Origin of the sequence: Pseudoselenomonas ruminantium (assembly GCF_900113715.1) — a bacterium.
In the GTDB taxonomy this organism is placed as follows: Bacteria; Bacillota; Negativicutes; order Selenomonadales; family Selenomonadaceae; genus Selenomonas_A; species Selenomonas_A caprae.
On sequence record NZ_FOQK01000036.1, the window covers coordinates 1 to 26,519 of the forward strand.

A 26,519-nucleotide genomic window follows, 5' to 3' on the forward strand; every position below is an offset into this window, starting at 1 on the left:
TTCTTTCTATCTGGAGCGACTGTCCTAGGCACAGAATGATACACACTAACGTATTAGCAGGTTGAAGATTCATTTGGGCTATTGCTGAAACGAAGCCGCCGGGCAGGGGAGTACCATAAGCGTAACATTGATGGTTTGCGTGAAGAAAATATTTTTTGCCTACACATTCCGTTGAAAAATTCACACCGTTCAAGCGTAGCGCGTTTGGGAACTTTTTCAATGCTTAGTTAAAGGCAAAAAATATTTTTAGCAAAGCATCTAAGTGAAGCGTTGGTACTCCCCTGCCCGGCGGCGCGGCTTTTCTCGAATAAAAACACGGTAATTTACAAACTGCAATTTGAAGACTGATTATGGGGAATAGGTTTTTGTAGGGATAGGACAAAATTTTTTGTTTTAAGGATTGCTTTTTTCTATTTGCCCATGATATAATATCCCACGGTGTAATAAAAAGCATGGGTTTCCGATATCTGCCCTGTGCCCTGATACAGGGTGGTGCAGAAGATGAGGAGCTCAGAAGAAAAAAACAGGAGGTGCACCAACATGGCAGTTATTTCCATGAAACAGTTACTTGAAGCAGGTGTCCACTTCGGACATCAGACCCGCCGTTGGAACCCGAAGATGGCTAAATACATCTTCACGGAGCGCAATGGCATCTACATCATCGACCTGCAGAAGACCGTCAAGAAAGTTGACGAGGCTTATGCATTCCTTCGCAGCGTTGCTGAAGAAGGCAAGAACATCCTCTTCGTCGGCACGAAGAAACAGGCTCAGGAGGCTATCAAAGAAGAGTCCCTGCGCGCTAACATGTTCTATGTCAACGAGCGTTGGCTCGGCGGCATGATGACGAACTTCCAGACGATCCAGAAGCGCGTTGCCCGTCTCAAAGAGCTCGAGGCTATGGAAGCTGATGGCACGTTCGAAGTCCTCACGAAGAAAGAAGTACAGGTTCTCCGCCATGAGATGGAGAAACTCGAGAAATACCTCGGCGGTATCAAAGACATGAACAAGCTGCCGGGCGCTCTCTTCATCGTCGATCCGCGCAAAGAGCGTATCGCTGTTGCTGAGGCTCGCAAGCTCAATATTCCTATCGTTGCTATCGTTGACACGAACTGCGATCCGGATGAGATCGACTATGTCATCCCGGGCAACGACGATGCTATCCGTGCCGTCAAACTGCTGACGGGCCGCATGGCTGACGCTGTCCTCGAAGGCCGTCAGGGCCAGGATGGCGAGGCTGCTGAGACGAAAGCTGCTGAGTAATCCAGACTCACTACGAGAAATCATGACGGGGTAAGGGAATAATTATCCCTTACCCCGTTATTCATTATGAAATCCAAGCTGATTTTAGGAGGAAGAAGTAAATGGCAATCACTGCTGCACTGGTAAAAGAACTGCGCGAGAAAACGGGCGCAGGCATGATGGACTGCAAAAAGGCTCTGACGGCTGTCGATGGCGACATGGAGAAGGCAATCGACTTCCTGCGCGAGAAGGGCATCGCCAAAGCTGAGAAGAAAGCTGGCCGCGTTGCTGCTGAGGGCGCTGTCGCTGCATATGTCAGTGAGGACGCTAAGGTCGGCGCTGTTGTCGAGATCAACTGCGAGACGGACTTTGCTGCTGGCAATGAGCAGTTCAAGGCGCTGACGGCTAAGATCTCCAAGCACATCGTTGAGACGAAACCGGCAGATCTCGACGCGCTGAACAACAGCGAGATCGAGGGCAAGAAGGTTTCTGACCTCATCACGGAAGCTACGGCTACGATCGGTGAGAAAATCTCCCTGCGCCGTTTCGCTTGCTATGAGACGGAAGGCCGTGTGGCAAGCTACATCCACATGGGCGGCAAGATCGGTGTCCTCGTTGAGCTGACGGCTGGCGACGAGGCACTCGGCAAGGATATCGCTATGCAGATCGCTGCAGCTGCTCCGCAGGCTATCGATCGCGCTGGTGTTGACGCTGCTTCCCTCGAGCATGAGAAGGAAGTCCTCCGCAAGCAGGCTGAGGAAGAGGGCAAACCGGCCAACATCATCGAGCGCATGGTTGAGGGCCGCATCAACAAATTCTACAAAGAAGTCTGCCTGAACGAGCAGGTATTCGTCAAAGATTCCGAGAAGACGATCAAAGACGTCCTCGGCGATGCCAAGGTTACGGCATTCACGCGCTTCCAGCTCGGCGAAGGTATCGAGAAGAAAGAAGAGAACTTCGCTGCTGAGGTTGCTGCACAGATGAAATAAGCCATTTCCCACCAGGAAATGCATTTACGGGAGTACATCCGCCAGGATGTGCTCCTTTTTTCGTGAAAAGGGCAAATCGACGGGGAGAAACATTGTTTCGCATCGCGTTTTCATGTATAATAGATGCAGTATGAGTTTGAATCGGGTACAGTGATGCCTGGATGGAGGTTAATTGTTTTGGAAACAGCAAAGTATAAACGTGTAGTCCTAAAACTCAGCGGGGAATCGCTGGCAGGCGACCAGGGCTTCGGTATCAATCCGTCTGTCGTTGAAGATATTGCCGTGCAGATCAAGAAGGTCCGCGAGCATGGCGTCGACGTTGCAGTTGTCGTAGGCGGTGGCAATATCTGGCGTGGCCTTGCTGGTTCGGCTAAGGGCATGGATCGCGCTACGGCTGACTACATGGGCATGATGGCGACAGTCATGAATGCGTTGGCGCTGCAGGATGCTTTGGAGAAGCTGGATGTGGATACGCGTGTGCAGACGGCTATCGAGATGCGTCAGGTCGCTGAGCTCTATATCCGCCGCAAGGCTATCCGTCACATGGAGAAGGGCCGCGTCGTCATTTTTGGTGCTGGCACGGGCAATCCGTATTTCTCGACAGACACGACGGCTGCACTGCGCGCTGCTGAAATCGAGGCAGATGTCATCCTCATGGCCAAGAAGGGGACGGACGGCATCTATGACTCGGATCCAAACAAGAATGCGGATGCGAAGAAGTTCGATACGCTTTCGTACATCGAAATCATCAACCGTGGGCTGCAGGTCATGGACACGACGGCTACGAGCCTGTGCATGGACAACAAGATCCCATTGGTTGTATTCAACATTGATGAACACAAAAACATCGTCAAGGCCGCTCTGGGTGAAGAGATCGGCACGACGGTAGGAGGTAATGAATAATGATCAAAGATATCCTTGCTTCCCATGAGGAACGCATGCAGAAATCCATCGAGGCGCTCAAACGCGAATTCGCTACGCTGCGTGCTGGCCGTGCTACGCCGTCCTTGCTCGACAAGGTTACGGTGGGCTACTATGGTGCACCGACGCCGGTCAACCAGATCGCCAAGGTTTCGGTTCCGGAGCCGCGTATGATTATCATCCAGCCGTATGAGAAATCCATCCTGCATGACATCGAGGTCGCTATCATGAAATCTGACCTCGGCCTGTCGCCGAACTCGGATGGCACGGCTATCCGCCTGGCTATCCCGGCGCTGACCCAGGAGCGCCGTCAGGAGCTCGTCAAGTCGGTCAACAAGAAGGCTGAGGAAGCGAAAGTAGCCATCCGCAATGTCCGCCGCGATGGCAATGACGCAATCAAGAAGCTGGAGAAAGCCAAGGAAATCACGGAGGATGATTCCAAGCGCGGCCAGGAGAGCATGCAGAAGCTTGTCGACAAATACATCAAGCTTGTCGACACGACGAAGGATGCTAAAGAGAAAGAGGTCATGGAAGTCTGATATGGCTTCGGATGTGATCGGCCGTCCCTGGGCGGAGGCGGAGCAGCTGCTCCGGCAGGCAGGGACTCATTTCCAGACGGAAATATCATGCCCAACGCGTGATTTTTTCAAGACAGATTCGAGCTGTCTTTATGTCGTCCGTGAGCGCAGTCTTGCTGACGGCACTCTGCTTGTGACCCTCGTGGCTAAGCAGAAGAAATGAGCGAAGGAGGTGTCTAGACATGGCATACAAGATCAACGATGACTGCATTTCGTGCGGTTCCTGCGCTGCTACTTGCCCGGTTGAGGCTATCAGCGAAGGTGCTGAGCATTATGAAATCGATGCAGACAAATGCGTAGAGTGCGGCGCTTGCGCTGCTGGCTGCCCGGTATCCGCTATCGAGGCTCCCTGACGCATGAGGGAACGTTAGGTTCCATTGGGAATGGGCCCCTCTTACGGCTTGACGGAAGAGGGGCTTGTTCTTATATTCTAGGAAATCAATATCCTGAAACGAGGGATTGTAATATGATAAAGAAAATTCTAGGGACGATCGGCAAATCGGTTGTCTCAGGGGGCAGCTTTGAGATCCCCGCGCATGATTCGCCGCTGTTTGCCAAGATTGACTGGGAAAAACTGCCGCGCCATGTGGCAGTCATCATGGATGGCAATGGACGCTGGGCAAAGGGACAGGGGATGTTGCGCACCGCCGGGCATACCGCTGGTGTCAAAACGCTCAAGAACATCCTCAAGACGGCTATCGGCTTGAAGCTCGATGCGCTGACGGTCTATGCCTTTTCGACGGAGAACTGGAAGCGGCCGCATACAGAGGTCGAGTTCCTTATGAACCTCTTTTCCGAGTACCTCAAGAAGGAACTGCAGGAGATGCATGAGGACAACGTCCAGATCCATTTCATCGGCCGCATCGAAGGTCTGCCAGCATCGCTGCAGAAACAGATGCGCGAGGCTGAGGAGCTCATGAAGGACAATACGGGCGTGAAATTCAACGTAGCAGTGAATTACGGTGGCCAGGATGAACTGGTCCGCAGTGTCCAGTCCATCGTCCGGCGGGTGCAGGCTGGCGAGCTGGCGGCGGAGCAGATTGATGAGACGGTCATCGAATCTGCGCTGGACACGCAGGGCAACCTGCCCGTCGATCTCGTGATCCGCACAAGTGGCGACCAGCGCTTGTCGAATTTCCTGCTGTGGCAGGCGGCCTATGCTGAGTTCTGGTTCACGGATACGAATTGGCCGGACTTCACGCCTGAGTGCTTCGTTGAAGCCATGGTAGACTATGCAGGCCGTGACCGCCGCTTCGGCGGGCTTACGAAGCCGGAGGAAAAATAAGGATTAGGAGCGTTAGTATTGATTACAAGAATAATAACAGGTCTTATCGGTATTGTTTTGGCTGCGTATGTCATCCAGACGGGCGGTACCTTGTTTGCTGGTTTTGCCTTGGTGCTGGGGCTTATTGCCTGGTTTGAGTATGCACGGGCATTCGGTGAGCGTGGCATGGGACTGACTTTATTGACGGGATTCTTAGGCGTCGCTGCCCTGTGGTATACAGGCTGGCAGGGGAATGTTGAGCTCATGGTGGCAGCCGCGACACTCATCGTAGCGATAGTCCTGCTCGAAAGCGTGCTGCTCCGCGGTTCGGTGAGCATCATGGATGCAGTCACTTCCGTGACAGGGATCTTGTATATCGGCTTCCCGTTTGCCTACATGGTCATGCTGCGCGACTGGCCTGAGACACGGCTGATCCCGACGCAGCTGGGCGATTTCGAGTTCGGCTGTGCCTTGATCTGGATTATGTTCATCGGCACCTGGGCCAGCGATACGTTCGCTTATTTCACGGGGTCGGCCATTGGCCGGCACAAGCTCTGTCCCAGCATCAGTCCGAACAAGACCGTCGAGGGTTTTCTCGGCTCTCTCGTCGGTACGACGGCAGCTGTGGCGGGGCTGGGCATCTTCTTTGCCCTGCCGGTGCAGGAGATGGCTATCCTGGGACTGGCCATTGCTGTCCTGGCAACGCTCGGAGATCTGGTGGAATCGGTGGCTAAGCGCTATACGGGCATCAAAGATTCGGGCAGCATCATCCCAGGCCATGGTGGCATCTGGGATCGTTTTGACAGCGTGCTGTTTACGGCGCCATTGGTCTATTATTTTGTCAAGTTCGTCGGTCTGGCGATGAAGTAAGAAGTAAGGAGATTCGGCGATGAAAAATATTGCAGTATTAGGTTCGACTGGGTCGATTGGCACCCAGACGCTGGATGTGGTGCGCAGCCATCCGGAGTTATTCCATATCTCAGTGCTGGCGGCAAATGCTAGTGATGAACTGCTCGAAAAGCAGATTCGTGAATTTGAGCCGGAACTTGCGGTTTTATCCGATGAAGCGGCATATAACCGTTTAAAGAGCCGTTACAGCGGCCCTACCAAGTTGGCTGGTGGCCGGCAGGCTTTTATCGATGCAGCTGCGGTTACTGAAGTTGATACGGTAGTGACTTCGATGATGGGCTTTGCCGGTTTGGAGCCGACGATGAAGGCTTTGGAGGCCAAGAAGAACATTGCCTTGGCGAACAAGGAAACCCTCGTCGTAGCCGGTGAGATCGTCATGCGCCGTGCCAAGGAGCAGGGCGTGTCCATCCTGCCGGTCGACAGTGAGCATTGTGCATTCTTCCAGTGCTTGCAGGGAGAGCGGCTCGCTACGGTGGAGAAGCTGCTGCTGACTTGTTCGGGTGGCCCCTTCCGTGGCATGAAGCGGGAGGACCTCAAGGATGCGACACGCGATCAGGTGCTGGCACATCCGACTTGGAACATGGGGCAGAAGATCACGGTAGATTCTGCGACGCTCGTCAACAAGGGACTTGAGGTCATCGAGGCCAAATGGCTCTATGGCATGCGTTACGATCAGATCCAGGTAGTCGTGCATCCGCAGAGCATCGTGCATTCGATGGTGCAGTTCCATGATGGTGCGGTCATCGCCCAGCTTGGCTCCACGGATATGAAGTTGCCGATCCAGTATGCATTGACGTATCCGGAGCGCACGGATTCGCAGTTTGAGCGTCTCGATTTCTGGAAGATGAAGGACTTGACCTTTGCTGAACCGGATACGGATACCTTCAAGGGGCTGAAATTTGCTTATGAGGCCGGTGAGATGGGTGGCAGTATGCCCTGTATTTTCAATGCGGCCAATGAAATTGCTGTTGGTGCATTCCTGAAGGGTGGCATCAAGTTCCTCGATATTTATGACATCATCGAGCAGACGATGATGAAACGCGAATGCATCATGGAACCAACGCTGGAAGAATTGTTTGAGGAAGATCGCTGGGCCCGCGACTTCGCGGCGTCCCTGCTGACGAAATAACAGGCAGGTGTTTTTATGGTTTTGACGATAGCAGCAGCTATTTTTGTTTTTGGTCTGTTGGTACTGGTCCATGAACTGGGACATTTTATTACGGCGAAACTTACGGGAATGCGCGTAGATGAATTTGCCATCGGCTTCGGGCCGAAACTCATCAGCCATCGCTGGGGAGAGACCGAGTACTCGCTGCGGGTGATTCCCCTCGGCGGCTTCAACGATATCGCCGGGATGAATCCGGCCGATAACGACGCGGGGGAGCGTGGCTATTGCGCGAAGCCGGTGCTGTCGCGCATGATTGTCATCCTGGCCGGCTCGACGATGAATTTCATCCTGCCGGTGATCCTGTTCTTTGGCATCTTTTTCTTTGCGGGTGTCAGCACGCCGAATCCAGATCCCGTCTTCGGGACGGTCATGGAGGGCAAGCCGGCTGCCGAAGCTGGCCTGCAAGCTGGGGACCGGGTGCTGTCCCTCAATGGGCAGAGCATCAGCAAATGGACGGAGTTCGTCGATGTCATCAAGGACAACACGGGGACGCCGGTCGAGCTGGTCGTCCAGCGTGGCGAGCAGCAGTTTTCGGCGACCATGACGCCGGTCTATGACGATAAGGCGAAAAAGGCCATGGTCGGTGTCATGAGCTCGGTGGATACCCGCATGCCAGGGCTGCTGGAATCCCTGCAGCTGGCTGTGCAGAAGACGGGGGCCATCCTTGTCATGATGCTTGATGCACTCTATAAGATCCTGCTCGAGCTTTCGGGTTCCGAGCTGGCCGGACCAATCGGTGTGGCCCAGATGGCTGGCGAGGTGGCGCAGATGGGCTTTGTGCCATTGCTGAATTTTGCGGCTTTCCTGAGCCTCAATCTGGGCATCGTCAATCTGCTGCCCGTCCCGGCGTTGGATGGCGGCCATTTCGCTGGCCTTTGTGTCGAGGCCGTCAGGGGCAAACCGATGGGGCCGAAGGCGCTGGAGTACACGCAGAAGATCGGCATAGTCCTGTTGATTCTCTTGATGATCCTCGCCACCAAGAACGATATTGTACGCATCTTTACGGGAGGCTGACTATAGATGATGAAACGCAAGCATACCCGCCAGATCCATATCGGGCCGGTTGCGATTGGCGGCGGCGCACCGATTTCGGTGCAGTCGATGTGTAATACGAAGACGACGGATACCGAGGCGACCGTAGCGCAGATCAAGGCGCTGCAAGCGGCTGGCTGTGATATTGTCCGGCTGGCTGTGCCGGATAGGGCGGCAGCCAAGAATCTCGGCAATATCATCCGGGCGGTGGAGGTGCCGCTGGTCGCCGATATCCATTTTGACTACAAGCTCGCGCTGGAGGCGATCGAGCAGGGGATTTCGGCATTGCGGCTGAACCCAGGCAATATTGGCGGCGAGGAAAAGGTCAAGGCAGTCGTGCAGGCTGCCAAGGCGAAGCATATCCCTATCCGCATCGGCGTCAACGCGGGGTCGCTGGATAAGAAGATCCTGGCGAAATATGGTGCGATCACGCCGGAGGCGCTCGTCGAGTCGGCTATGCAGCATATCCGCATCCTCGAGGCCCTTGATTTCCATGACATGAAAATTTCTCTCAAGGCGCATGATGTGCCGCTGACTTTGGCGGCCTACCGCTTGATGAGCGAGACTGTCGATTATCCGCTGCACCTTGGCATAACCGAGGCGGGAACGGTCAATACGGGAATCATCAAATCGGCTGTCGGTATCGGTGCGCTGCTCGCCGAGGGCATTGGCGATACCTTCCGCATCTCGTTGACGGGCGATCCTGTCGTTGAAGTCAAGGTGGCCAATGAAATCTTGAAGTCATTGGGGCTCAAGGAATATGGACCAACGCTTGTTGCTTGTCCGACCTGTGGCCGGACGAGCATCGATTTACCAGCGATTGCTGCCCAGGTAGAAAAAAAACTAGAGGGTATCAAGGATCCCATCGATGTTGCTGTGATGGGCTGTGTCGTCAACGGGCCGGGTGAGGCACGCGGTGCGGATGTCGGCATTGCCGGTGGCAATGGGGAAGGACTTATCTTCCGCAAGGGCGAAATCATCCGCAAGGTACCTGAGAATATACTCGTCGATGAATTGTTCAAGGAAATCGACGCAATTTTGGAGGAACGCAGACAAAAATGAGAGCAAGTAATTTATATGCACCAACACTTCGCAATACGCCGGCTGAGGCCGAGATTGTCAGCCATCAGCTGATGTACCGCGCTGGCATGATCCGCAAGGTCGCAGGCGGTATGTATAACTTCCTGCCGCTGGGCTGGCGAGTCATCCGCAAGATCGAGGCAATCATCCGCGAGGAGATGGATGCTGCTGGCGGCCAGGAAGTCGGCATGCCAATCCTGCAGCCGGCGGAGCTTTGGGAGGAAAGCGGCCGCTGGGCTGCTTATGGCGATGAGATGATGCGCATCAAGGATCGTCATGGCCGCAACTTCTGCCTGGGACCGACGCACGAGGAGATGATGACGGAACTCGTCCGTGATGAGGTACGCAGCTACAAGCAGCTGCCGCTCATGCTGTACCAGATCCAGGATAAGTTCCGCGATGAGCGCCGTCCGCGTTTTGGCTTGATGCGCAGCCGTGAGTTCATCATGAAAGACCTCTACTCCTTCGATAAGGACATCGAGGGTATGAATGAGTCCTACCAGAAGATGTACGATGCTTACACGAACATCTACACCCGCATGGGACTCAAGTTCCGTCCGGTCGAGGCCGATAACGGTGCCATCGGTGGCGGTCATTCCCACGAGTTCACGGTCCTGGCTGATGCTGGTGAGTCCAATATTGCTTACTGTACGGCATGCGACTATGCAGCCAGTGATGAAAAGGCTGAGCTGGCACCAATCGCAGCGGCAGCGGAAGAAGCTTTGCCGCTCGAGAAGGTAGCAACGCCAGGCACGGATACGATCGAGAAATTGGCGCAATTCCTCAATGTGCCGGTTGAAAAGACCATCAAGGCCGTAGCATATCAGAGCGATACGGATCAGCTCGTATTGGCGTTTGTCCGCGGCGATCATGAGGTCAACGAGGTCAAGGTCATCAACCAGCTCGAGGGTGCGCTTGACCTGCGCATGGCTGACGATGACGCCATCAAGGCAGTGGGCGGCTGCCCAGGCTTCATGAGCCCCATCGGCATCAAGGAGGGCACGCTGATCCTCGTCGATCCGACTGTCATGAATATGGCCAACGCTGTTGCTGGTGCGAACGAGGCAGATCATCACTATAAGAATGTCAATCCACAGCGTGATTTCACGCAGGCGAGCATTGTGGTCACGGATCTGCGCATGGTCAAGGAAGGCGATGCCTGCCCGCGCTGCGGGGCACCGCTGACGATGACGCGCGGCATTGAGGCTGGGCAGGTCTTCACGTTGGGCACGAAGTATTCGCAGGCCATGGGGGCAACGTTCCTCGATGAGAAGGGCAAAGAACAGCCGCTTTATATGGGGTGCTATGGCATCGGCGTGGGCCGTACGATGGCCGCTGCCATTGAGCAGAACAACGATGAGCAGGGCATCATCTGGCCGCGGGCTATCGCTCCTTTTGAAGTGGTCGTCGTTGCTGTCAATGCCAAGAAGGAAGAACAGCTCCAGTATGCTGAAGCTGTTTATGGTGAGTGCCGTCAGGCTGGTATCGACACGCTGCTTGATGACCGCAAGGAACGCGCGGGAGTCAAGTTTGCTGATTGCGATCTGATCGGTTATCCGGTTCGTGTGGTCATCGGTCCTAAAGCTGTCGAAGAGGGACAGATTGAGGTCAAAGTCCGCAAGACCGGGGAGGTATTCACCTTCAGCCGTGAAGAGTATCTGGCCAAAGTCCAGGAACTCCTGCAGAACCTCTGAGGATAAATGGGCATGAAAAAAGCTCCATCGCAAGATGGAGCTTTTTTCATGCCCGGAACAGCTTATTCAGCAGCACCGACAGCTTCGTTGAGGCCCTCGATCAGAGCATCGACATCGATGCCATGAGCCATAGCGCCCTGCTCGATGTTCTCGAAATGCGCAGCAGCGCAGCCAAGGCAGCCCATGCCAGCGTTTACGAATACATCGACCGTGTCGGGATATTTCTGAACAACTTCGAGGATGCTCATATCTTTGGTGATTGCCATATGGTATAACCTCCTATAATAAGTGAAACTAAAGAAACCCATCAATAAAGTATGGGGGATTTCCATCATCCGAATTATAGCACATCCAGCTGGCGGGATACAAGGAATAATGAACGGGCTTCAGAAAAAAATAATCAAGGCTGGTTTTTTTTCCGCATTCGGTTTAAAATGGGATTGTTATAAGATGAGGAAAAGTGAGGGATCTTTCATGGGATTTATCGCCTGCTCGCTGGGCGGTGTGCCGATCTATACGTATGGTCTGTGTCTGTCGCTGGCCGTGCTTTTGGCACTCTTGCTGGCTTGGGGGAATGCCAGGCTGCATGGCTTGCCGGGGGAAGTAGTGACGGATATGGTGCTCTGGGGAATCCCCTTGGCACTTCTTTGCGGCCGGGCGGGATATGTATTGCATCATTTTGAGCAGTACAGCAGTCATCTGGCCGAGATATTGATGGTCTGGCATGGCGGCTTGTCGCTGTATGGCACGATCTTGGGGATGCTGATCGCCGTTTGGGGTGTTTGCCGCGTGCAGGGGCTGGATACGTGGTCCTGGCTCGACATCATGATGCCGGCTGGTGCATTGTCGCTGGCAGTCATCGAGCTGGGCATCTTTGCCCTGCAGCTGAACCCTGGCCTGCCCTTTCCCGATGACCTGCCCAACGACCACCGCCTTGTGGAGTATGTCGAGTATGCCTTTCGGCCGGTCGGCTTTGGTGATACGTTATACTTCCAGCCAATCGCCCTGTATCAGGCTGGATTGCAGCTGCTGGTGTTCCTGTTGCTGAGTCTGTTGACGGTGACGCGGCGTTATCTCCATTGGCCGTCGCTTCCGGGGGCGCTGTTCCTGACCGGGACGGCATGCTTGGCCTTCATCCGCCTGGGCTGCGGGTTCTTTTATCTGGCCAGCGGTGCCGATATAGGAGCGGCTTTGCCACTAGGCCGCGTCATGGCGGCTGCAATCGGCTTAATGGCTGTGGCGGTGTTGATTTTGCGTAAGCGCGTTCATGCGCTGAAGATTTATTGAGGAGGACGATCATGCCATTGTTCTATAAGCAAAGCCTGCTGAAAAGGTGGTGGAAGCGGATTTCACTGCTGTTGCTGCTGCTGCTGATTCCCCTGCTGGCATCGAGCCCCAAGCAGATGACGGCTACGATGGTGGCCGATAGCGAAAATGGCACCAAGGTCATGGTGCTCAATTACCACAAGATCGATAATACCTTCATCTCGCTGGCGGTACGGCCGGATGATTTCGAGGCACAGATGAAGTACCTGAGCGAGAACGGCTACCATACGATTTCGCCGGATGAACTCTATGACAGCCTGGCCGGGACAGGGGAGCTGCCGGAAAATCCAGTGCTGATCACCTTTGATGACGGGTATGTGGATAATTACACGAATGCGTATCCGATCCTCAAGAAGTATGGGTTCAAGGCGACAATCTTCGTCATCACGAGCTTCCTCGGCAAGGACAAGAATTACATGACCTGGGATCAGGCCCGTGAGCTCGATGCCAACGGCATCAGTATCGAATCCCATACGGTTGACCACAAGTCGATGACGGATCTCACGGATGAGCAGCTGCGTATGGAGCTCGTAGAATCGAAGAAGAAAGCGGAAAAAGAGCTGGGACATCCGGTGGAATATATGGCGTATCCTACGGGAACCTACAATCTGCATATTGCGGAAATGGTCAAGGAGGCTGGCTATAAGGCGGCGTTCACGATCAAGTATGGCAATGTCGATAAGGCCAGCAACATCTACGCGCTGGAGCGGGTGCCGATCTTCCACACGGAGGATACCAACAAGGACTTCTTGGAGCGTATCCGCTATACGCCGATCTTTGAACGGTTTGGCTGGATAAAAAGCTGAGAATATGGATAGAAGGTGCTGTCTGCAAGCAATTGCAGGCAGCACTTTTTATTTGTCCTGCTGTTTGGGCAAGGAAAAGCAGCTGTGGATAAGTTTCGCTTGCAAAAAAAAGGATTTTTTGATATAAAAGAGAATAGGTAAAAGTGGTGAAATGTGGGGAAAAGTGGTTCAAAAGACCAGAAAGGTGGTGATGCAGGATGTTCATGGGGGAATATGTCCATTCCATTGACGCCAAGGGGCGTATCATCCTGCCCGCTGATTTCCGTCAGGAACTCGGTGTGACCTTCATCATCACGCGTGGTCTCGATAACTGTCTGTTCCTCTATGGACAGCAGGCCTGGGAAGAATGGGCGGCCAAGCTCCGTGCCTTGCCGCTGGCAAAGCCGGCAGCACGAGCGCTGACCCGGTTTTTCTTTTCGGGCGCCCGCACGCTTGAGTGTGACAAGCAGGGACGCTTTCTCGTCCCGGCCAATCTGCGTACGCATGCTGGCATTGCGCTCAAACAGGATGTCGTGCTGACCGGTGTGGACAACCGCATCGAGGTCTGGAGCAAGGAGCAGTGGAGCAAGTATAATGAAGAAGTGGAGCCGGATGTCACGGCTATTGCAGATTCGCTTTCGGAGCTGGGGATTTGAGCCATTTTGCAGTCAATCAGGAAATACAAGGGAAGTCAGGTGCAGGAAACATGGAGTTTCATCATATCAGCGTCATGCTGGAAGAGACGGTAAGGGGTCTCGTGACAAATACAAAAGGAACTTATGTCGATTGTACCTTGGGCGGTGCTGGACATTCCCGGCGCATAGCGGAGCTCTTGGAGCCTGAGGGCAGGCTGATCGGCATCGACCAGGACGAAGCGGCGATCGCTGCGGCGACGGAGCGGCTGCGCGATGCAGCTTGCAAGGTCGACATCGTGCATAGCAACTTCCGCAATCTGGAAGCGATCCTCGCGGAAGAGGACGCTCCACTGGTGGATGGTGTGGTATTCGATCTGGGGGTTTCCTCCCATCAGATCGATACGGCTGAACGTGGCTTTTCCTATATGCAGGATGCGCCGCTGGATATGCGCATGGATCCCGAGGCAGGTTTTTCGGCCTATGACGTCGTCAATACGTACAGGGAGCAGGATCTCGACCGCATTTTCCACGATTATGGGGAGGAGCGCTGGGGGCGCCGCATCGCGCAGTTCATTGTCAAGGAACGGGCGGCAAAGCCGATCGAGACGACGGGGGAGCTGGTGGACATCATCTGCAAGGCGGTGCCGAAGGCGGTACGCCAGGCGGCCAATGGACATCCGGCTAAGAGGATATTCCAGGCTATCCGCATCGAGGTCAACGATGAGCTGGGAATCCTGGAGAACGCGTTCCGCACAGCGGTACGTCATCTGAAGCCGGGTGGGCGTATAGCTATCATCACGTTCCATTCGCTGGAGGACAGGATCGCCAAGCAGACGCTCAAGGAAATGGCACGGGGCTGCATCTGCCCGCCGGAGCTTCCGGTCTGCATGTGCAAGCACAAGCCGGAGATCCGCATGATAGGAAAGCCAATCCAGGCAACAGCAGAGGAACTGGCGAACAATTCGCGTTCCAAGAGCGCCAAGCTGCGCATTGCTGAGAAATTACCCCAGGAAGAGAAAGGAGGCGGCTGCTGATGCTCGCAAGACAGGAAGAAGAACATTTTGCTGAACTGCCGTTGACGGCGGAAGAAGAACGGCGCCAGCTGCGTCAGGCACCAAAAGAACCGTTGTTCAAGACGGTGCTCGATACGAGCATGCGGTCGCATTGCCAGATCTTGTTCTTGACTATCGCGGTGCTGGCGATGCTCGTGACTATCGGCAGTGGTGTCAGCGCGAGCCGTGGGTATGCCTTGGTAGAGGTGCAGCGTCAGGCGGATGCGCTGGAACAGGAGAATGAGCGCCTGAAGATCGATATCGCCAAGCTCAAGTCGCCGGAACGCATCAAGAATATCGCTAAGGATCAGCTGGGCATGGAAGTGCCGAAGCATACGTATTTCAGTCAGGAAAAGTGAATAAGCAGCTGCGATTCGAGCAGCTGGCGTCAAAGAGGCTGTCATGATAGATGCACAGCTTCTTTCGTGTTTATGAGCCTCAAAAAAAACTACTAATTTTTTCATATACGGTTTATAATAGTGTACGGTCCGCTGATTTGAGGGGCGGGAACTGAGGAGGAAGACAGATGAAAACAATCAGTCAGCTTGCAGAGCTTGTCGAAGGCTCTGTGGTCATTGGCAATAAAGAAACGGAAATCACGGGGATTGAGCATGATTCGCGCAAGGCAGGCAAGGGGACCTTGTTTGTCTGCATTCCTGGCCTGCATGTGGATGGACATAAGTTCATCCCCCAGGCAGTGGCAGCTGGGGCGGCGGCTATCCTCACAACGCGTGAAGAGGTGGATGTGCCAGCTGGTGTGGCCGTATTGCGCGTGACTGATCTGCAGGCGGCATTGGATACCATCGTGCCTTTCTTCCACGATTATCCGGCGCGCAGCATGCGGGTCATCGGCATCACCGGCACGAATGGCAAGACGACGACGAGCTACATCACGCGGGCAATCCTGCGTGCTGCTGGCTATAAGGTCGGCCTCATCGGCACGATCCAGATCATGATGGAAGATGAGGTCTATCCCATCCATAATACGACGCCGGACGTTGTCGAGCTGCAGCATACGCTGGCCACCATGCGGGATAAAGGCATGGACTATGTTGTCATGGAAGTGTCGTCGCATGCTCTGGATCAGAACCGCGTCGCTGGCATCGAGTTCGATACGGCGGTATTCACGAACCTTACCCAGGATCATCTTGATTATCATAAGACCCTCGAGAATTACATGCTGGCGAAGGCCAAGCTGTTCGAGCTCGTTTCCCAGGCAGGGGTGAAGGAAGGCAAGACAGCTGTCGTCAATATAGACGATGCAGCCGGCAAGACGATGCTGGAGCATGCGGCCTGCCAGCAGCTTACCTATGCCATTGGCCAGCCGGCAGATCTGCGGGCTACGGATGTCGATGTACTGGCGAGCGGGGCAAACTTCACGCTGAATCATGCTGCCTTAGGGCAGATGGCTCTCAAGCTGCATATTACGGGCATCTTCAACGTCTATAATGTCATGTCGGCTGTGGGGGCGGCATTGGCTGAGCATATCAAGCCGGAAATCATTGAGAAGGTATTGTGCGGTTTCACGAGCGTACCGGGACGCTTTGAACTGGTCAAGGCGGGACAGGATTTCTCGATCATCGTTGATTATGCACATACACCGGATGGCGTGGAGAACGTGCTGCGCACGGCGCGGGAGATCGCCAAGAAGAAAATCATTGCGGTATTCGGCTGTGGTGGTGACCGCGACCGCACGAAACGTCCGATCATGGGGCGGATTGCGGCTGAGCTGGCCGATGTCGTCATCGCTACGTCCGATAATCCGCGTTCGGAGGATCCGGAATTCATTCTGAGCGAGGTCGAGGCTGGTGTCCGCGAGAAGATCGGCACGAAGCAGCATGAGAAGATCACAGATCGCCGCGAGGCGATTTTCCGGGCAGTGGAACTTGCAGAGACGGATGATATCGTCATCATCCTTGGCAAGGGCCATGAGGATTATCAGATCTTGAAGGATGAGACCATCCACTTTGATGATAAAGAAGTGGCTCGTGAGGCAGTTGCTGCCCGTAAGGAGGAGAAATAATGCCATCATTTACGCTTCAGGAAGTCATCGGGATCACGCAGGCGAAAGTGGTTTCCCAAGATAAAGAGAAATTCAGCGATTTGGTCAGCGATACGCGCAAGATCACAGAAGGCGTCCTGTTCCTGGCCTTCAAGGGCGAGAAATTCAACGGCGAAGATTTTGCAGCAGAGGCTCTGAAGAAGGGCGCGGCTGGCGTAATGGTAAGCCTTGGCTGCGCGGAGGAAAAGATCCGCGAGTGCCAGGGAACGGTCTTGCAGGTCGAAGATACACTGGCGGCTTATCAGCAGCTGGCGAAGGCCTGGCGCGAGCGGTTCCCGCAGCTGCCGGTGATCGCAATCACAGGATCGAATGGCAAGACGACGACGAAGGATCTCACGGCTGCGGCAATCTCGGCCCGCGGCCCGGTCCTCAAGACCCAGGCCAATTACAACAATGAAATCGGCCTGCCGCTGACGCTCTTAGGCATCCGCGAGGAACACACGGCGGCGGTGGTCGAGATCGGCATGCGCGGCTTCCATCAGATTGAGCCGCTGGCAAAGATTGCCCAGCCGCAGATCGGCATCGTGACCAATGTCGGTGAGACGCATATGGAGCTCTTGGGGTCACTGGAAAACATCGCCAAGGCCAAGGCCGAACTGGTCGAGGCCATCCCCGCTGGGGGCACGGTCATCCTCAATGCGGATAACCGATATGTTGCCGGCATGCGCAACCAGGCAGCAGAGGGGGTTCGCGTCCTGACTTTCGGCATCGAGCAGCTGGCTGATGTGCGCGGTGAAGCCATCCGCACGGAAGGCCGGATGACGAAGTTCATGGTGGAATACCAGAACGAACGCCATGAGTACGAAATCGCCATGGTGGGCCGCCATAACGTCTATAACGCGCTGGCTGCTATCGCGGCTGGCTTTGCATTGGGGCTCACGGCAGAGGAGATCCATGACGGGCTCAAGAATCTCGAGGCGACGAAGATGCGCTTTGAGTGCCAGACAGTCAAGGAATGGCAGGTGGTCAATGATGCCTATAATGCCAGCCCGATGTCGATGACGGCAGCTATCAATACGCTGTCGGAACTCACCCAGGGACGCAAGATCGCAGTCATGGGCGATATGCTGGAGCTCGGCAGTGTCTCGGTCGAGGCACACCGTAAGGTCGGACAGGAGCTGGCGGAGAAAGGCTTTGCAGCGGTCATCACGCGCGGTGAGATGGGCAGCTACATCGCCGAAGGTGCGGAGAAGGGCGGCATAGCTGCCGTCTGCCGCTGCGCTTCCCATGAGGCGGCGGCAGAAAAGCTGCACGAGATCCTGCAGCCGGGCGATACAATCTTGTTCAAGGGCTCGCGCGGCATGCAGATGGAAAAGATCATTGACCTGCTGTAAGAGCAGGCAGAAAAGGCAATAGAAAGAGGAATCAGATAGTGGAAACGAGTTTACTCATGGCAGCTGTCATAGCTGCTGGTTTTGTACTGGTGACGGGACCATTCTTCATCCCTGAGCTGCATAAACTGAAATTTGGCCAGAGCATCCGCGAGGAGGGACCGAAGAGCCATCAGGCCAAGAGCGGTACCCCGACGATGGGCGGTATCATGATCATCTTGGGCATCACGCTGGGCACGGTTGCCGTGGCCCCGTTGTCGACGGAGATCATGCTGGCACTTTTCATCATGCTGGGGCATTTCGTACTCGGATTCCTCGATGATTATATCAAGGTAGTCAAGAAGCGCAACCTCGGGCTTAAGGCCAAGCAGAAGATGCTCGGCCAGATCATCATTGCGGTGGTCACGATGGTCATCGGCACGCGCATGCTCGGTATTGATACGAGTGTATGGCTGCCGGTTGCCAACACGTCAGTGAATATCGGCATCGGCTATTATTTCCTGGTGCTGTTTGTCATGGTCGGGGCATCGAATGCGGTGAATCTGACCGATGGCCTTGATGGGCTGGCTTCCGGGACGATGGCGATCGCTGCCAGTGCTTACGCGGCAGTCTGCCTGCTGCTGGGGCATAATGACCTGGCAGTCTTCTGCGTGGCTATCGTCGGTGCTTGCCTGGCCTTCCTGCGCTTCAATGCACATCCGGCCAAGGTCTTTATGGGCGATACGGGATCGCTGGCCCTTGGCGGTGCTTTTGCTGCTGTCGGCATCCTCACGCATACGGAGGTATTGCTGGCCGTCATCGGTCTGATTTTTGTCTGTGAGGCCCTTTCTGTCATCATCCAGGTCATTTCCTTCAAGACTACGGGCAAGCGTGTTTTCCGCATGAGTCCGATACATCATCATTTTGAGCTCGGCGGTTGGTCCGAATGGAAGGTTGTCTTCGTATTCTGGGCAGTTGGCCTGCTGGCAAGTGTGGCTGGCCTGTCCTTGCTTTGACAGTAAACGAGTTCATGTGACTTCATTGAGGGGGATTTCTTCGTGACTATGGATCTATCGGGAAAGAAAGTATTGGTAATCGGTGCTGGCATCAGCGGTTTTGCCGCTGCCAAGCTGGCCAAGCGGTTCGGGGCTCAGGTGGTGCTCAGCGATGCCAAGCGTGAGCAGGACATCAAGTACGATTTTGCGGAGCTGCGGGCGGCGGATATTGCGCTGGTTTTTGGGCCGCAGCAGGAATCGCTGCTGGATGGCGTGGATCTTGTCATCGTGTCGCCGGCAGTTCCCATCCGCATTCCCATCATCCAGGCAGCCTATGGGCGTAACATCCGTGTGATGACTGAGGTAGAGATGGCTTATGAGCTGGCGGAGTCGCCGATCTGCGCTGTTACGGGAACGAATGGCAAGACGACGACAGTCACGCTGCTCGGCTTGCTGCTGGCTACGCGCTTTGCGCGCGTCGGTGTTGGCGGCAATATCGGTGTTCCCCTGTCTGAAGAAGTGCTGCGTGTGGGCAAAGGCGGCTGCATTGCTGCGGAGATTTCCAGCTACCAGATGGAGGCGACCAAGGATTTCCATCCTCATGTGGCTGCAGAACTGAATGTGACGCCAGACCACATTGTCCGACATGGTTCCATGGAGGTCTATCAGCAGATGAAGGAGCGGCTGTTTGCCCAGCAGACGGCTGAGGATTTCCTCGTTCTCAACTACGACGATGAACATACGCGTTCGATGAAGGCCAGGACGGCAGCACAAGTTTGCTACTTCAGCCGCCGCGAAGAGCTGGCGGAAGGTGCCTTTGTCCGCGACGGCCGGCTGGTCATCCGCTGGGCGGGGCAGGAATATCCGCTTTGCCTGGTGAGCGAGCTGGGCATCAAGGGCGGCCACAATGTGGAAAATGCACTGGCAGCAGCAGCCTCGGCATTCCTGGCTGGCTGCGAGCCACAGGCCATGGTCAAGGTACTCAAGGAATTCCGTGGGGTGGAGCATCGCATCGAATATGTCCGTGAGCTCGATGGGGTAGCATATTACAACGATTCCAAGGCGACGAATACGGATTCGGCCATCAAGGCTTTGGAGACGTTTGATGAAGGTATCGTGCTCTTGGCTGGCGGCGACGACAAGCTGACAGATCTGACGGATTTCATGCAGCTTGTCAAGGAACGCGTGACGGATCTCGTCCTCGTCGGCGCAGCCGCCGAGCGTTTCGAACAGGAGGCTCGCAAGAATGGATATCCGCAGGAGCACATCCATCGGGCAGGTTTCTCGATGGAGAAAGCCGTAGCGCTTGCCCACGGCTTGGCGCGGGCACCGCAGGTCGTACTGCTGTCACCGGCTTGCGCCAGCTTTGACATGTATGATGGCATGGCAGAACGTGGCCGTGATTTCAAGCGGTTAGTCAATGATTTATGATTAAGAGGGGTCTTACGTTGAATATCATCGTATCTGGTGGCGGAACGGGTGGACACATCTACCCGGCCATCACGATTATCCGTACTATACAGGAAAAATATCCGGATGCCAAATTCCTCTATGTAGGAACCAAACGCGGTTTGGAGGCGGACATCATCCCGAAGGAGGGACTGCCGCTGGCGACTGTGGACATCCAGGGTTTTGAGCGTCATCTCACGCCCGACAACCTGCGCCGTGCCGGCAAGGCAATAGTGGGGGTGGCGAAGGCTGCCAAGATTGTCCGGGATTTCCATCCCGATGCCGTTATCGGCACTGGCGGTTATGTCTGCGGGCCAATCCTGCTGGCGGCAAGCTTGCTGCATGTGCCGACCTTGATACAGGAGCAGAATGTCGTACCGGGCATCACGAACAAGATCCTGGCGAAATTCGTGACCAGGATCGCGGCCGGTACAGAAGAGGCGAAAAAGCATTTCCCTGCTGGCAAGGTAGTCTTCACGGGCAACCCGATCCGGCGGGAGGTCATGTCGGCACGCCGGGAAGAAAGCGCCGCTGCTTTCGGCTTCGACCCGGCGCGCAAGACGGTGCTGATATCCGGCGGCAGCCGTGGCGCCCGCTCCATCAACCGGGCGATGATCGATGTGCTGGTACAGGCGGCAAGACAGCCGGAGGTACAGTACCTGCATGTGACTGGCAAGCAAGAGTATGAAGATGTCATGGCGCGGCTTGAGGCCGCGGGCCTGGATCTGGCACAGACGAAGCATATCCAGGTGCGTCCGTACCTTTACGATATGCCAAAGGCCATGGCCATGGCGGATCTGGCCGTATTCCGCGCGGGGGCGACGGGCCTGGCAGAGCTGACGGCCCGGGGGATCCCGGCCATCCTGGTGCCATATCCATACGCGGCCGAGAATCATCAGGAGCACAATGCCAGGGCTTTGGAAGCAGCTGGCGCAGCCCGCATGATTTTGAATAAGGATTTGACGAGTGAGCGGCTAGGAGCTGTGCTCACTGAGTTATTGAGTGACGACGACAAGCTGACGGCAATGGCAGAGGCCAGCCGCAGTATGGGCAGGCCAGAGGCTGCGGCTGATATTGCTGAGATGGTGCTGGACCTTGCCAGCCATCGCTAAGGGGGATTATAGTAGATGAAACAGCTGAAAGAGCTTAACGATATCAAGAAGATTCATTTCGTCGGTATTGGCGGCGCTGGCATGAGCCCGCTGGCTAAGATCCTTGTCGAGTTGGGCTATGAGGTTTCCGGTTCTGACCGCGAGGATTCTGCGGTCATCGAGAACCTGCGCAAGATGGGGGCTAAAATCATGCTGGGCGGACAGAAAGGTGAAAATGTCCGCGGCGTAGATGCCATCGTTGTGTCGACGGCCATCCCGTATGACAATCCGGAGGTCCTGGCTGCCCGCGATCTTGGCATCACCAAGCTGCATCGTTCGGATATCAATGCTGCTCTGGTCAATGAGTACAAGGGCATCGCTGTGGCCGGTGCGCATGGCAAGACGACGACGACCTCGATGCTTGGCGTGGCCTTGACGCATGCCGGTGTATCCCCGACGGTGATCGTTGGTGGTGAGGTACCGGATCTCGGGACAAATGCCAAGCTGGGCGAGAGCGAATACCTGGCGTCGGAGGCGGATGAGAGCGATGGTTCTTTCCTCAAGCTGCGCCCGCATGTAGCGGTAGTCACGAATGTCGAAGATGACCACATGGATCATTACGGCACGATGGAAAATATCATCAAGGCTTTTACCCAATTCATCCAGAACGTGGACAAGGAAACGGGGTATGCCGTACTCTGCTTCGACAATGAGAATCTGCGCAATATCGCGAAGAACATCGATCGCAGATACTATACGTATGCCATCGACCATGAGGCCGATTACCGGGCGAAAAACATCACGACGGGCGGTAAGGGCATCGCATTTGATGTTGTCCATGGTGAAGAGGAGCTGGGCCATATCTCGCTCAATATCCCAGGCCGTCACAATGTTCTCGATGCAATGGCTTGCATTGTCACGGGGCTCACGATGGGCGTGCCCTTTGAAAAGATTGCCGATGGCTTGGCTGCTTTCCATGGTGCGAAGCGCCGGTTCCAGACGAAGGGCCGCATGAACGGGATCTGGGTGGTCGATGATTATGCACATCATCCGACCGAGATCGCGGCAACGCTCAAGGCAGCTAAGGAAACGAAGCCGGGACGGCTGATCTGTGCCTTCCAGCCCCATCGTTATTCGCGCACGCAGCTGCTGCGGGAAGAGTTTGGCAAGGCCTTTGTCTCTGCTGACCTGCTGATCCTCACGGACATCTACGCTGCCGGCGAGGCGCCAATCGAAGGGATTGACGGTGAGACAATCCTGGGGGAGGTGCGCCGCCAGTCTGGGCAAGATGTCATCTATCTGCCGAATCGTGAGAAAATCGCAGCTTACCTGCAGCAGGAGGCAAGAGATGGTGATCTGGTCATCACGATGGGCGCAGGCGATATCTATAAGTCAGGCGAGGAGCTCGTCGAGCTGCTGCAGGGATAATTGAAGCTAGAGGATAAAGGAGTTTTCGTTCAAATGAATCAGGGTAAAATCGTTGTCGTCATGGGTGGTACTTCTACGGAGGCGGAAGTATCCCGCCGCACGGGTACGGCTATCTTAACCGCACTGCAGTCCAAAGGATATCCAGCGGAAGGCTTGGAGCTCAATCCAGCTACCTTTGCTGAAGATATCCGCAAAAGCAACTGCGCCATGGTGTTCAACGCTTTGCATGGCAAGTTCGGTGAAGATGGCATCCTGCAGGGTACCTTGGAGATGCTCGGCATTCCGTATACGGGCTCGGGGGTGCTGGCTGCGGCGATAACGATGGATAAAGCTGCTTCGAAGCGTGTATTCATGGCAGAGGGGATATCGACACCGCGTTCGCATACCTACCATGCTTTTGAGATGAAGCGTGACCTCGTACAGGAAATCGAGACCGCGTTCCACCTGCCTGTTGTGGTCAAGGCAGCTGCACAGGGGTCGAGCATCGGCGTATATATCGTCGAGAATACCGAAGAGCTTTCGGCAGCGCTCAAGGAAGCTTTTTCCTACAACGACGAAGTGCTTGTCGAGGAGTTCATCAAGGGCCGTGAGATGACAGTTGCCGTCTGGGGCGATGCGGAAAACAAAGAAGCGTTCCCCATCATCGAGATCACAACGACTTCGGGACGCTATGACTATCAGAGCAAGTATACGAAAGGTGCTTCGGCTCATATCATCCCGATGCCTGTCTCGGCTGAGAAGACGAGAGAGATCCAGGAGCTGGCTATCAAGACGTATACGGCCTGCGGCTGCCGTGGTGTTGCCCGTGTCGATATGATGTTCAGCGAAGACGAGAAGCCATATGTCATCGAGGTCAATTCTGTGCCAGGCATGACGGAGACTTCCTTGGTACCAGATGCTGGCCGGGCGATGGGCATTGAGTTCCCGGAACTTTGCGAACGCATCCTGGAAATGGCTGGCTACCAGAAATAAGAGAATCAAGGTAAAGGAGAAAGCAGCATGGCGGCAGAGGAAGAGGAAAAGCTGACTGGTGCTGAACCGGCAAGAGAAAAGAAAGTGCGCCGCAGTCCCCGGCGGCTCATCAAGGGCATCCTGTTCTTGATGATATGCGGCGGGCTCATGGCTATTGTGGTGTATTCGCCCTTATTCACCTTGCAGCGGGTGGTACTGACTGGCAGCAATTATCTGAATCAGCAGGACATCATGACAGCAGGGCATATTTACCAAGGAACGCCGCTGTTCCAGCTGCAGACCGATGTGATCACGCAGAATCTCATGCACGATCTGCGCATCGAGTCGGCTGTGGTACGCCGGCGGCTGCCGGATACGATTGAGGTGGATATTGTCGAGCGTATGCCGGTAGCTACGGCTGCCTGTGATTATGGCTATATTGATTTTGACCGCCAGGGAAAGGTGATAAACAGCTATCGCAGTCTGAAGAAAATGCCGATCCCGCTGATCACTGGCGTGGTGATGCACGACCTTTACATTGGTGATGACAATCAGAATGAAATGGTGGCTTGGATCTTGCAGTTCCTGCAGCAGCTCGATGCCAATGCGCTGAATCAGATTTCAGAGGTAAATATCAGCAATCCCCAGATGCTTGTTGCCTATACGACGAATTCTGTGCAGATCCGTTTGGGGGACAGAGAGCGCATGGAGGAAAAAGTAAAGCTGACACAGGACTTCCTGCTGAACTTGCCCAACAATCGTCATCAAATCGATTATGTCGATTTCAGTTATACGGCACCATTTATCCGGCTGAAGAATATGCCGGAGGAAAAAGAAACTGTGGTGAATGAAAATGCACAGTGAAAAAGCCTCATGAAGGGCTGCGTATAAGTTTTTTCATGAAGGCTATGGAATTCATAGGGAAATGATGGTAAAATAAAACAGTATAATTGTGCAGATTGACAAGAAATGGCAAAGTGTTGCCATGGATAAAATATAATCGTCATGGGGGTTAATGCAGTGTTTGAATTGGATGATAGTGGCCTGGACCAGCTGGCTACAATAAAGGTTATAGGTGTTGGTGGCGGTGGCAGCAACGCAGTCAACCGCATGATAAATCTCGGCCTTCAGGGGGTAGAGTTCATTGCTGTGAATACGGATGCGCAGGCATTGCTGAAATCCTTGGCACCGAAGCGCATGCAGATCGGCGAGAAACTGACAAGGGGATTAGGTGCTGGTGCACAGCCTGAGATTGGTCAGAAGGCGGCCGAGGAGAGCCGCGATGATATCCTTGAGGCACTGCGTGGCGCGGACATGGTTTTCGTTACAGCCGGTATGGGCGGCGGTACGGGTACTGGTGCAGCTCCGGTAGTTGCTGAGTGCGCACGTGAGATCGGGGCACTGACTGTTGGTGTTGTGACGCGTCCGTTCTCATTTGAGGGCATGAAGCGCCGCCGCAATGCAGAATCTGGTATTGCTAACCTCAAGAAACATGTCGATACGATCATTACGATCCCGAATGACCGCTTGATGCAGGTCGTGGACAAGAAGACGCCGATCACGCAGGCTTTCAGTATCGCTGATGATGTACTGCGCCAGGGCGTAAAGGGCATTGCCGACCTGATTGCTCTGCCGGGCCTTATCAACCTGGATTTTGCTGACGTCAAGAACATCATGAGCAATGCGGGTTCTGCCCTCATGGGTATCGGTGAGGCTTCGGGCGAGAACGCGGCTGTAGAGGCTGCAAAGGCTGCTATTGCTTCGCCACTCCTGGAGACGAGTATCGATGGTGCGCGCGGCGTCCTGCTTAACGTTACCGGTGCCGAGGAAAACCTTAGCATGTTTGAGGTTACTGAGGCTTCTAATGCCATCGAGGCAGCTGCAGATAGCCAGGCGAATATCATTTGGGGTGCTGCGGTAGATAATACTATGGGGGATACTGTACGCGTTACAGTCATTGCTACGGGCTTTGATGCTCCAGAGGAGATTGGCGTACAGGCACCGTCGCAGGCCGCGCCAGCTACACAACCTGCAGTAGGAGCAACGACGGGCCAGGAGACTCCGGCAGCGCCTGCACAGCCGGCTCCGGACTTCATTGACATCCCTGTTTGGATGCGCAGTAAATAAAAATTTCAAAAAGTAGTTGACAAGCATGTTAAGAGCAGATATAATATATCTTGTTCTTAACACTTGTTAATTACATATGGGTAGGTGCCCGAGTGGTTAAAGGGAACAGACTGTAAATCTGTCATCTTCGGATTACGATGGTTCGAATCCATCCCTGCCCACCATCATGGCGGCGTAGCTCAGTTGGCTAGAGCATGCGGTTCATACCCGCAGTGTCAGGAGTTCAAATCTCTTCGCCGCCACCAATTGTAAACAAAGCGTATTGCATTTGCGGTACGCTTTTTCTGTTTTGCGGACATGACAGAGATGAGGGAATTAAGAATTTTTTGCCAGATCTGCGATTTTTTTAGAAAAAGGTGTTGACATATGAGGAAAAGACGTGTATCATAATACAAGTCGCTGAGAGATACGGCAACGGAAAACAACCAGCAAGC

General features: G+C 54.6%; 27 protein-coding genes and 2 tRNA genes. 28 read left to right on the forward strand and 1 reads right to left on the reverse strand.

The features are described from left to right. The first annotated feature begins 540 nt into the window (after positions 1-540). From rpsB to BM181_RS14065, 12 genes are all read left to right on the forward strand, one after another. Positions 541-1,260 (forward strand): 30S ribosomal protein S2, encoded by a 720-nt coding sequence (rpsB, locus tag BM181_RS14010; RefSeq protein WP_075445744.1) that lies wholly within the window; start codon positions 541-543, stop codon positions 1,258-1,260. Positions 1,261-1,361: 101 nt separating this feature from the next. Further along, entirely contained in the window at positions 1,362-2,228 is an 867-nt protein-coding gene (gene tsf / locus BM181_RS14015) for a translation elongation factor Ts (protein WP_075445745.1), read from the forward strand. A 153-nt stretch (positions 2,229-2,381) separates the two neighbouring features. Further along, the gene (pyrH, locus tag BM181_RS14020; RefSeq protein WP_075445767.1) at positions 2,382-3,131 is read left to right on the forward strand and encodes a UMP kinase; all 750 of its coding nucleotides are present in this window, start codon (positions 2,382-2,384) and stop codon (positions 3,129-3,131) included. Continuing rightward, the gene (gene frr / locus BM181_RS14025; RefSeq protein ID WP_075445746.1) at positions 3,131-3,688 is read left to right on the forward strand and encodes a ribosome recycling factor; all 558 of its coding nucleotides are present in this window, start codon (positions 3,131-3,133) and stop codon (positions 3,686-3,688) included. The genes pyrH and frr overlap by 1 nt, the downstream gene beginning before the upstream one ends. A gap of 1 nt (position 3,689) precedes the next feature. Continuing rightward, on the forward strand, positions 3,690-3,890 hold the full coding sequence (locus BM181_RS14030) for an RNA-3-phosphate cyclase (RefSeq protein ID WP_075445747.1): 201 nt from the start codon (positions 3,690-3,692) through the stop codon (positions 3,888-3,890). Positions 3,891-3,909: 19 nt separating this feature from the next. Beyond that, positions 3,910-4,080, forward strand: coding sequence for a DUF362 domain-containing protein (locus BM181_RS14035; protein ID WP_005842915.1), 171 nt, complete (start codon positions 3,910-3,912; stop codon positions 4,078-4,080). A gap of 113 nt (positions 4,081-4,193) precedes the next feature. Beyond that, entirely contained in the window at positions 4,194-5,012 is an 819-nt protein-coding gene (locus BM181_RS14040) for an isoprenyl transferase (RefSeq protein WP_075445748.1), read from the forward strand. 18 nt (positions 5,013-5,030) lie between these two features. Beyond that, positions 5,031-5,861 (forward strand): phosphatidate cytidylyltransferase, encoded by an 831-nt coding sequence (locus BM181_RS14045; RefSeq protein WP_075445749.1) that lies wholly within the window; start codon positions 5,031-5,033, stop codon positions 5,859-5,861. A gap of 19 nt (positions 5,862-5,880) precedes the next feature. Then, positions 5,881-7,029, forward strand: coding sequence for a 1-deoxy-D-xylulose-5-phosphate reductoisomerase (locus BM181_RS14050; RefSeq protein WP_075445750.1), 1,149 nt, complete (start codon positions 5,881-5,883; stop codon positions 7,027-7,029). Positions 7,030-7,044: 15 nt separating this feature from the next. Beyond that, complete coding sequence (gene rseP, locus BM181_RS14055) at positions 7,045-8,082, forward strand: RIP metalloprotease RseP (RefSeq protein WP_075445751.1); 1,038 nt, start codon at positions 7,045-7,047, stop codon at positions 8,080-8,082. A 6-nt stretch (positions 8,083-8,088) separates the two neighbouring features. Continuing rightward, positions 8,089-9,162, forward strand: a complete 1,074-nt coding sequence (ispG, locus tag BM181_RS14060; RefSeq protein ID WP_075445752.1) for a flavodoxin-dependent (E)-4-hydroxy-3-methylbut-2-enyl-diphosphate synthase — start codon at positions 8,089-8,091, stop codon at positions 9,160-9,162. Continuing rightward, complete coding sequence (locus BM181_RS14065) at positions 9,159-10,874, forward strand: proline--tRNA ligase (RefSeq protein ID WP_075445753.1); 1,716 nt, start codon at positions 9,159-9,161, stop codon at positions 10,872-10,874. The genes ispG and BM181_RS14065 overlap by 4 nt, the downstream gene beginning before the upstream one ends. A gap of 62 nt (positions 10,875-10,936) precedes the next feature. On the opposite strand, the gene BM181_RS14070 is transcribed toward BM181_RS14065, so the two are convergent. Beyond that, positions 10,937-11,140 (reverse strand): DUF1858 domain-containing protein, encoded by a 204-nt coding sequence (locus tag BM181_RS14070; protein WP_075429765.1) that lies wholly within the window; start codon positions 11,138-11,140, stop codon positions 10,937-10,939. Between the two features lie 208 nt (positions 11,141-11,348). Between BM181_RS14070 and BM181_RS14075 the strand changes: the two genes are divergently transcribed. From BM181_RS14075 to BM181_RS14150, 16 genes are all read left to right on the forward strand, one after another. Next, the gene (locus tag BM181_RS14075; protein WP_075445754.1) at positions 11,349-12,161 is read left to right on the forward strand and encodes a prolipoprotein diacylglyceryl transferase; all 813 of its coding nucleotides are present in this window, start codon (positions 11,349-11,351) and stop codon (positions 12,159-12,161) included. Positions 12,162-12,172: 11 nt separating this feature from the next. Then, positions 12,173-13,006 carry a polysaccharide deacetylase family protein gene (locus tag BM181_RS14080; RefSeq protein ID WP_075445755.1) on the forward strand — a complete coding sequence of 278 codons (834 nt, stop codon included), beginning with the start codon at positions 12,173-12,175 and terminating at the stop codon, positions 13,004-13,006. A gap of 197 nt (positions 13,007-13,203) precedes the next feature. Continuing rightward, positions 13,204-13,641 carry a division/cell wall cluster transcriptional repressor MraZ gene (mraZ, locus tag BM181_RS14085; RefSeq protein ID WP_075445756.1) on the forward strand — a complete coding sequence of 146 codons (438 nt, stop codon included), beginning with the start codon at positions 13,204-13,206 and terminating at the stop codon, positions 13,639-13,641. A 50-nt stretch (positions 13,642-13,691) separates the two neighbouring features. Next, complete coding sequence (gene rsmH / locus BM181_RS14090; protein WP_075445757.1) at positions 13,692-14,654, forward strand: 16S rRNA (cytosine(1402)-N(4))-methyltransferase RsmH; 963 nt, start codon at positions 13,692-13,694, stop codon at positions 14,652-14,654. Continuing rightward, positions 14,654-15,031, forward strand: a complete 378-nt coding sequence (gene ftsL, locus BM181_RS14095) for a cell division protein FtsL (protein WP_075445758.1) — start codon at positions 14,654-14,656, stop codon at positions 15,029-15,031. Before rsmH ends, ftsL begins: the two co-directional genes overlap by 1 nt. Before the next feature lie 167 nt (positions 15,032-15,198). Further along, complete coding sequence (locus tag BM181_RS14100) at positions 15,199-16,695, forward strand: UDP-N-acetylmuramoyl-L-alanyl-D-glutamate--2,6-diaminopimelate ligase (protein ID WP_075445759.1); 1,497 nt, start codon at positions 15,199-15,201, stop codon at positions 16,693-16,695. Continuing rightward, on the forward strand, positions 16,695-18,068 hold the full coding sequence (locus tag BM181_RS14105; protein WP_075445760.1) for a UDP-N-acetylmuramoyl-tripeptide--D-alanyl-D-alanine ligase: 1,374 nt from the start codon (positions 16,695-16,697) through the stop codon (positions 18,066-18,068). The genes BM181_RS14100 and BM181_RS14105 overlap by 1 nt, the downstream gene beginning before the upstream one ends. A 56-nt stretch (positions 18,069-18,124) precedes the next feature. After that, positions 18,125-19,060: a phospho-N-acetylmuramoyl-pentapeptide-transferase gene (gene mraY, locus BM181_RS14110; protein ID WP_075445761.1), complete on the forward strand. Its 936-nt coding sequence runs from the start codon at positions 18,125-18,127 to the stop codon at positions 19,058-19,060. A 48-nt stretch (positions 19,061-19,108) separates the two neighbouring features. Beyond that, positions 19,109-20,470 (forward strand): UDP-N-acetylmuramoyl-L-alanine--D-glutamate ligase, encoded by a 1,362-nt coding sequence (gene murD / locus BM181_RS14115; RefSeq protein ID WP_075445762.1) that lies wholly within the window; start codon positions 19,109-19,111, stop codon positions 20,468-20,470. A gap of 17 nt (positions 20,471-20,487) precedes the next feature. Next, positions 20,488-21,600 carry an undecaprenyldiphospho-muramoylpentapeptide beta-N-acetylglucosaminyltransferase gene (gene murG / locus BM181_RS14120; protein WP_075445763.1) on the forward strand — a complete coding sequence of 371 codons (1,113 nt, stop codon included), beginning with the start codon at positions 20,488-20,490 and terminating at the stop codon, positions 21,598-21,600. Positions 21,601-21,615: 15 nt separating this feature from the next. Then, positions 21,616-23,007 carry a UDP-N-acetylmuramate--L-alanine ligase gene (gene murC, locus BM181_RS14125; RefSeq protein ID WP_075445764.1) on the forward strand — a complete coding sequence of 464 codons (1,392 nt, stop codon included), beginning with the start codon at positions 21,616-21,618 and terminating at the stop codon, positions 23,005-23,007. Between the two features lie 33 nt (positions 23,008-23,040). Then, positions 23,041-23,979: a D-alanine--D-alanine ligase family protein gene (locus BM181_RS14130; RefSeq protein WP_075445765.1), complete on the forward strand. Its 939-nt coding sequence runs from the start codon at positions 23,041-23,043 to the stop codon at positions 23,977-23,979. Between the two features lie 27 nt (positions 23,980-24,006). After that, positions 24,007-24,822: a cell division protein FtsQ/DivIB gene (locus BM181_RS14135; RefSeq protein WP_082336341.1), complete on the forward strand. Its 816-nt coding sequence runs from the start codon at positions 24,007-24,009 to the stop codon at positions 24,820-24,822. 156 nt (positions 24,823-24,978) lie between these two features. Continuing rightward, the gene (gene ftsZ, locus BM181_RS14140; protein ID WP_143092216.1) at positions 24,979-26,085 is read left to right on the forward strand and encodes a cell division protein FtsZ; all 1,107 of its coding nucleotides are present in this window, start codon (positions 24,979-24,981) and stop codon (positions 26,083-26,085) included. A 78-nt stretch (positions 26,086-26,163) separates the two neighbouring features. Next, a tRNA-Tyr gene (locus BM181_RS14145) sits at positions 26,164-26,249 on the forward strand. A 4-nt stretch (positions 26,250-26,253) separates the two neighbouring features. After that, positions 26,254-26,330, forward strand: a tRNA-Met gene (locus BM181_RS14150). Positions 26,331-26,519: the final 189 nt, after the last annotated feature.

Excerpts from the sequence above, each read along its gene's own strand:
- BM181_RS14075 (WP_075445754.1), top strand. The coding sequence starts at position 11,349 with ATGGGATTTATCGCCTGCTCGCTGGGCGGTGTGCCGATCTATACGTAT.
- BM181_RS14070 (WP_075429765.1), bottom strand. The coding sequence starts at position 11,140 with ATGGCAATCACCAAAGATATGAGCATCCTCGAAGTTGTTCAGAAATAT.
- BM181_RS14065 (WP_075445753.1), top strand. The coding sequence starts at position 9,159 with ATGAGAGCAAGTAATTTATATGCACCAACACTTCGCAATACGCCGGCT.
- BM181_RS14080 (WP_075445755.1), top strand. The coding sequence starts at position 12,173 with ATGCCATTGTTCTATAAGCAAAGCCTGCTGAAAAGGTGGTGGAAGCGG.
- BM181_RS14135 (WP_082336341.1), top strand. The coding sequence starts at position 24,007 with ATGGCGGCAGAGGAAGAGGAAAAGCTGACTGGTGCTGAACCGGCAAGA.
- BM181_RS14105 (WP_075445760.1), top strand. The coding sequence starts at position 16,695 with ATGCCATCATTTACGCTTCAGGAAGTCATCGGGATCACGCAGGCGAAA.
- tsf (WP_075445745.1), top strand. The coding sequence starts at position 1,362 with ATGGCAATCACTGCTGCACTGGTAAAAGAACTGCGCGAGAAAACGGGC.
- BM181_RS14050 (WP_075445750.1), top strand. The coding sequence starts at position 5,881 with ATGAAAAATATTGCAGTATTAGGTTCGACTGGGTCGATTGGCACCCAG.
- mraY (WP_075445761.1), top strand. The coding sequence starts at position 18,125 with ATGGCAGCTGTCATAGCTGCTGGTTTTGTACTGGTGACGGGACCATTC.
- BM181_RS14100 (WP_075445759.1), top strand. The coding sequence starts at position 15,199 with ATGAAAACAATCAGTCAGCTTGCAGAGCTTGTCGAAGGCTCTGTGGTC.
- ftsL (WP_075445758.1), top strand. The coding sequence starts at position 14,654 with ATGCTCGCAAGACAGGAAGAAGAACATTTTGCTGAACTGCCGTTGACG.
- BM181_RS14035 (WP_005842915.1), top strand. The coding sequence starts at position 3,910 with ATGGCATACAAGATCAACGATGACTGCATTTCGTGCGGTTCCTGCGCT.
- murC (WP_075445764.1), top strand. The coding sequence starts at position 21,616 with ATGAAACAGCTGAAAGAGCTTAACGATATCAAGAAGATTCATTTCGTC.
- ispG (WP_075445752.1), top strand. The coding sequence starts at position 8,089 with ATGATGAAACGCAAGCATACCCGCCAGATCCATATCGGGCCGGTTGCG.
- pyrH (WP_075445767.1), top strand. The coding sequence starts at position 2,382 with ATGCCTGGATGGAGGTTAATTGTTTTGGAAACAGCAAAGTATAAACGT.
- BM181_RS14030 (WP_075445747.1), top strand. The coding sequence starts at position 3,690 with ATGGCTTCGGATGTGATCGGCCGTCCCTGGGCGGAGGCGGAGCAGCTG.
- frr (WP_075445746.1), top strand. The coding sequence starts at position 3,131 with ATGATCAAAGATATCCTTGCTTCCCATGAGGAACGCATGCAGAAATCC.
- mraZ (WP_075445756.1), top strand. The coding sequence starts at position 13,204 with ATGTTCATGGGGGAATATGTCCATTCCATTGACGCCAAGGGGCGTATC.
- BM181_RS14130 (WP_075445765.1), top strand. The coding sequence starts at position 23,041 with ATGAATCAGGGTAAAATCGTTGTCGTCATGGGTGGTACTTCTACGGAG.
- rseP (WP_075445751.1), top strand. The coding sequence starts at position 7,045 with ATGGTTTTGACGATAGCAGCAGCTATTTTTGTTTTTGGTCTGTTGGTA.
- murD (WP_075445762.1), top strand. The coding sequence starts at position 19,109 with ATGGATCTATCGGGAAAGAAAGTATTGGTAATCGGTGCTGGCATCAGC.
- rpsB (WP_075445744.1), top strand. The coding sequence starts at position 541 with ATGGCAGTTATTTCCATGAAACAGTTACTTGAAGCAGGTGTCCACTTC.
- rsmH (WP_075445757.1), top strand. The coding sequence starts at position 13,692 with ATGGAGTTTCATCATATCAGCGTCATGCTGGAAGAGACGGTAAGGGGT.
- BM181_RS14040 (WP_075445748.1), top strand. The coding sequence starts at position 4,194 with ATGATAAAGAAAATTCTAGGGACGATCGGCAAATCGGTTGTCTCAGGG.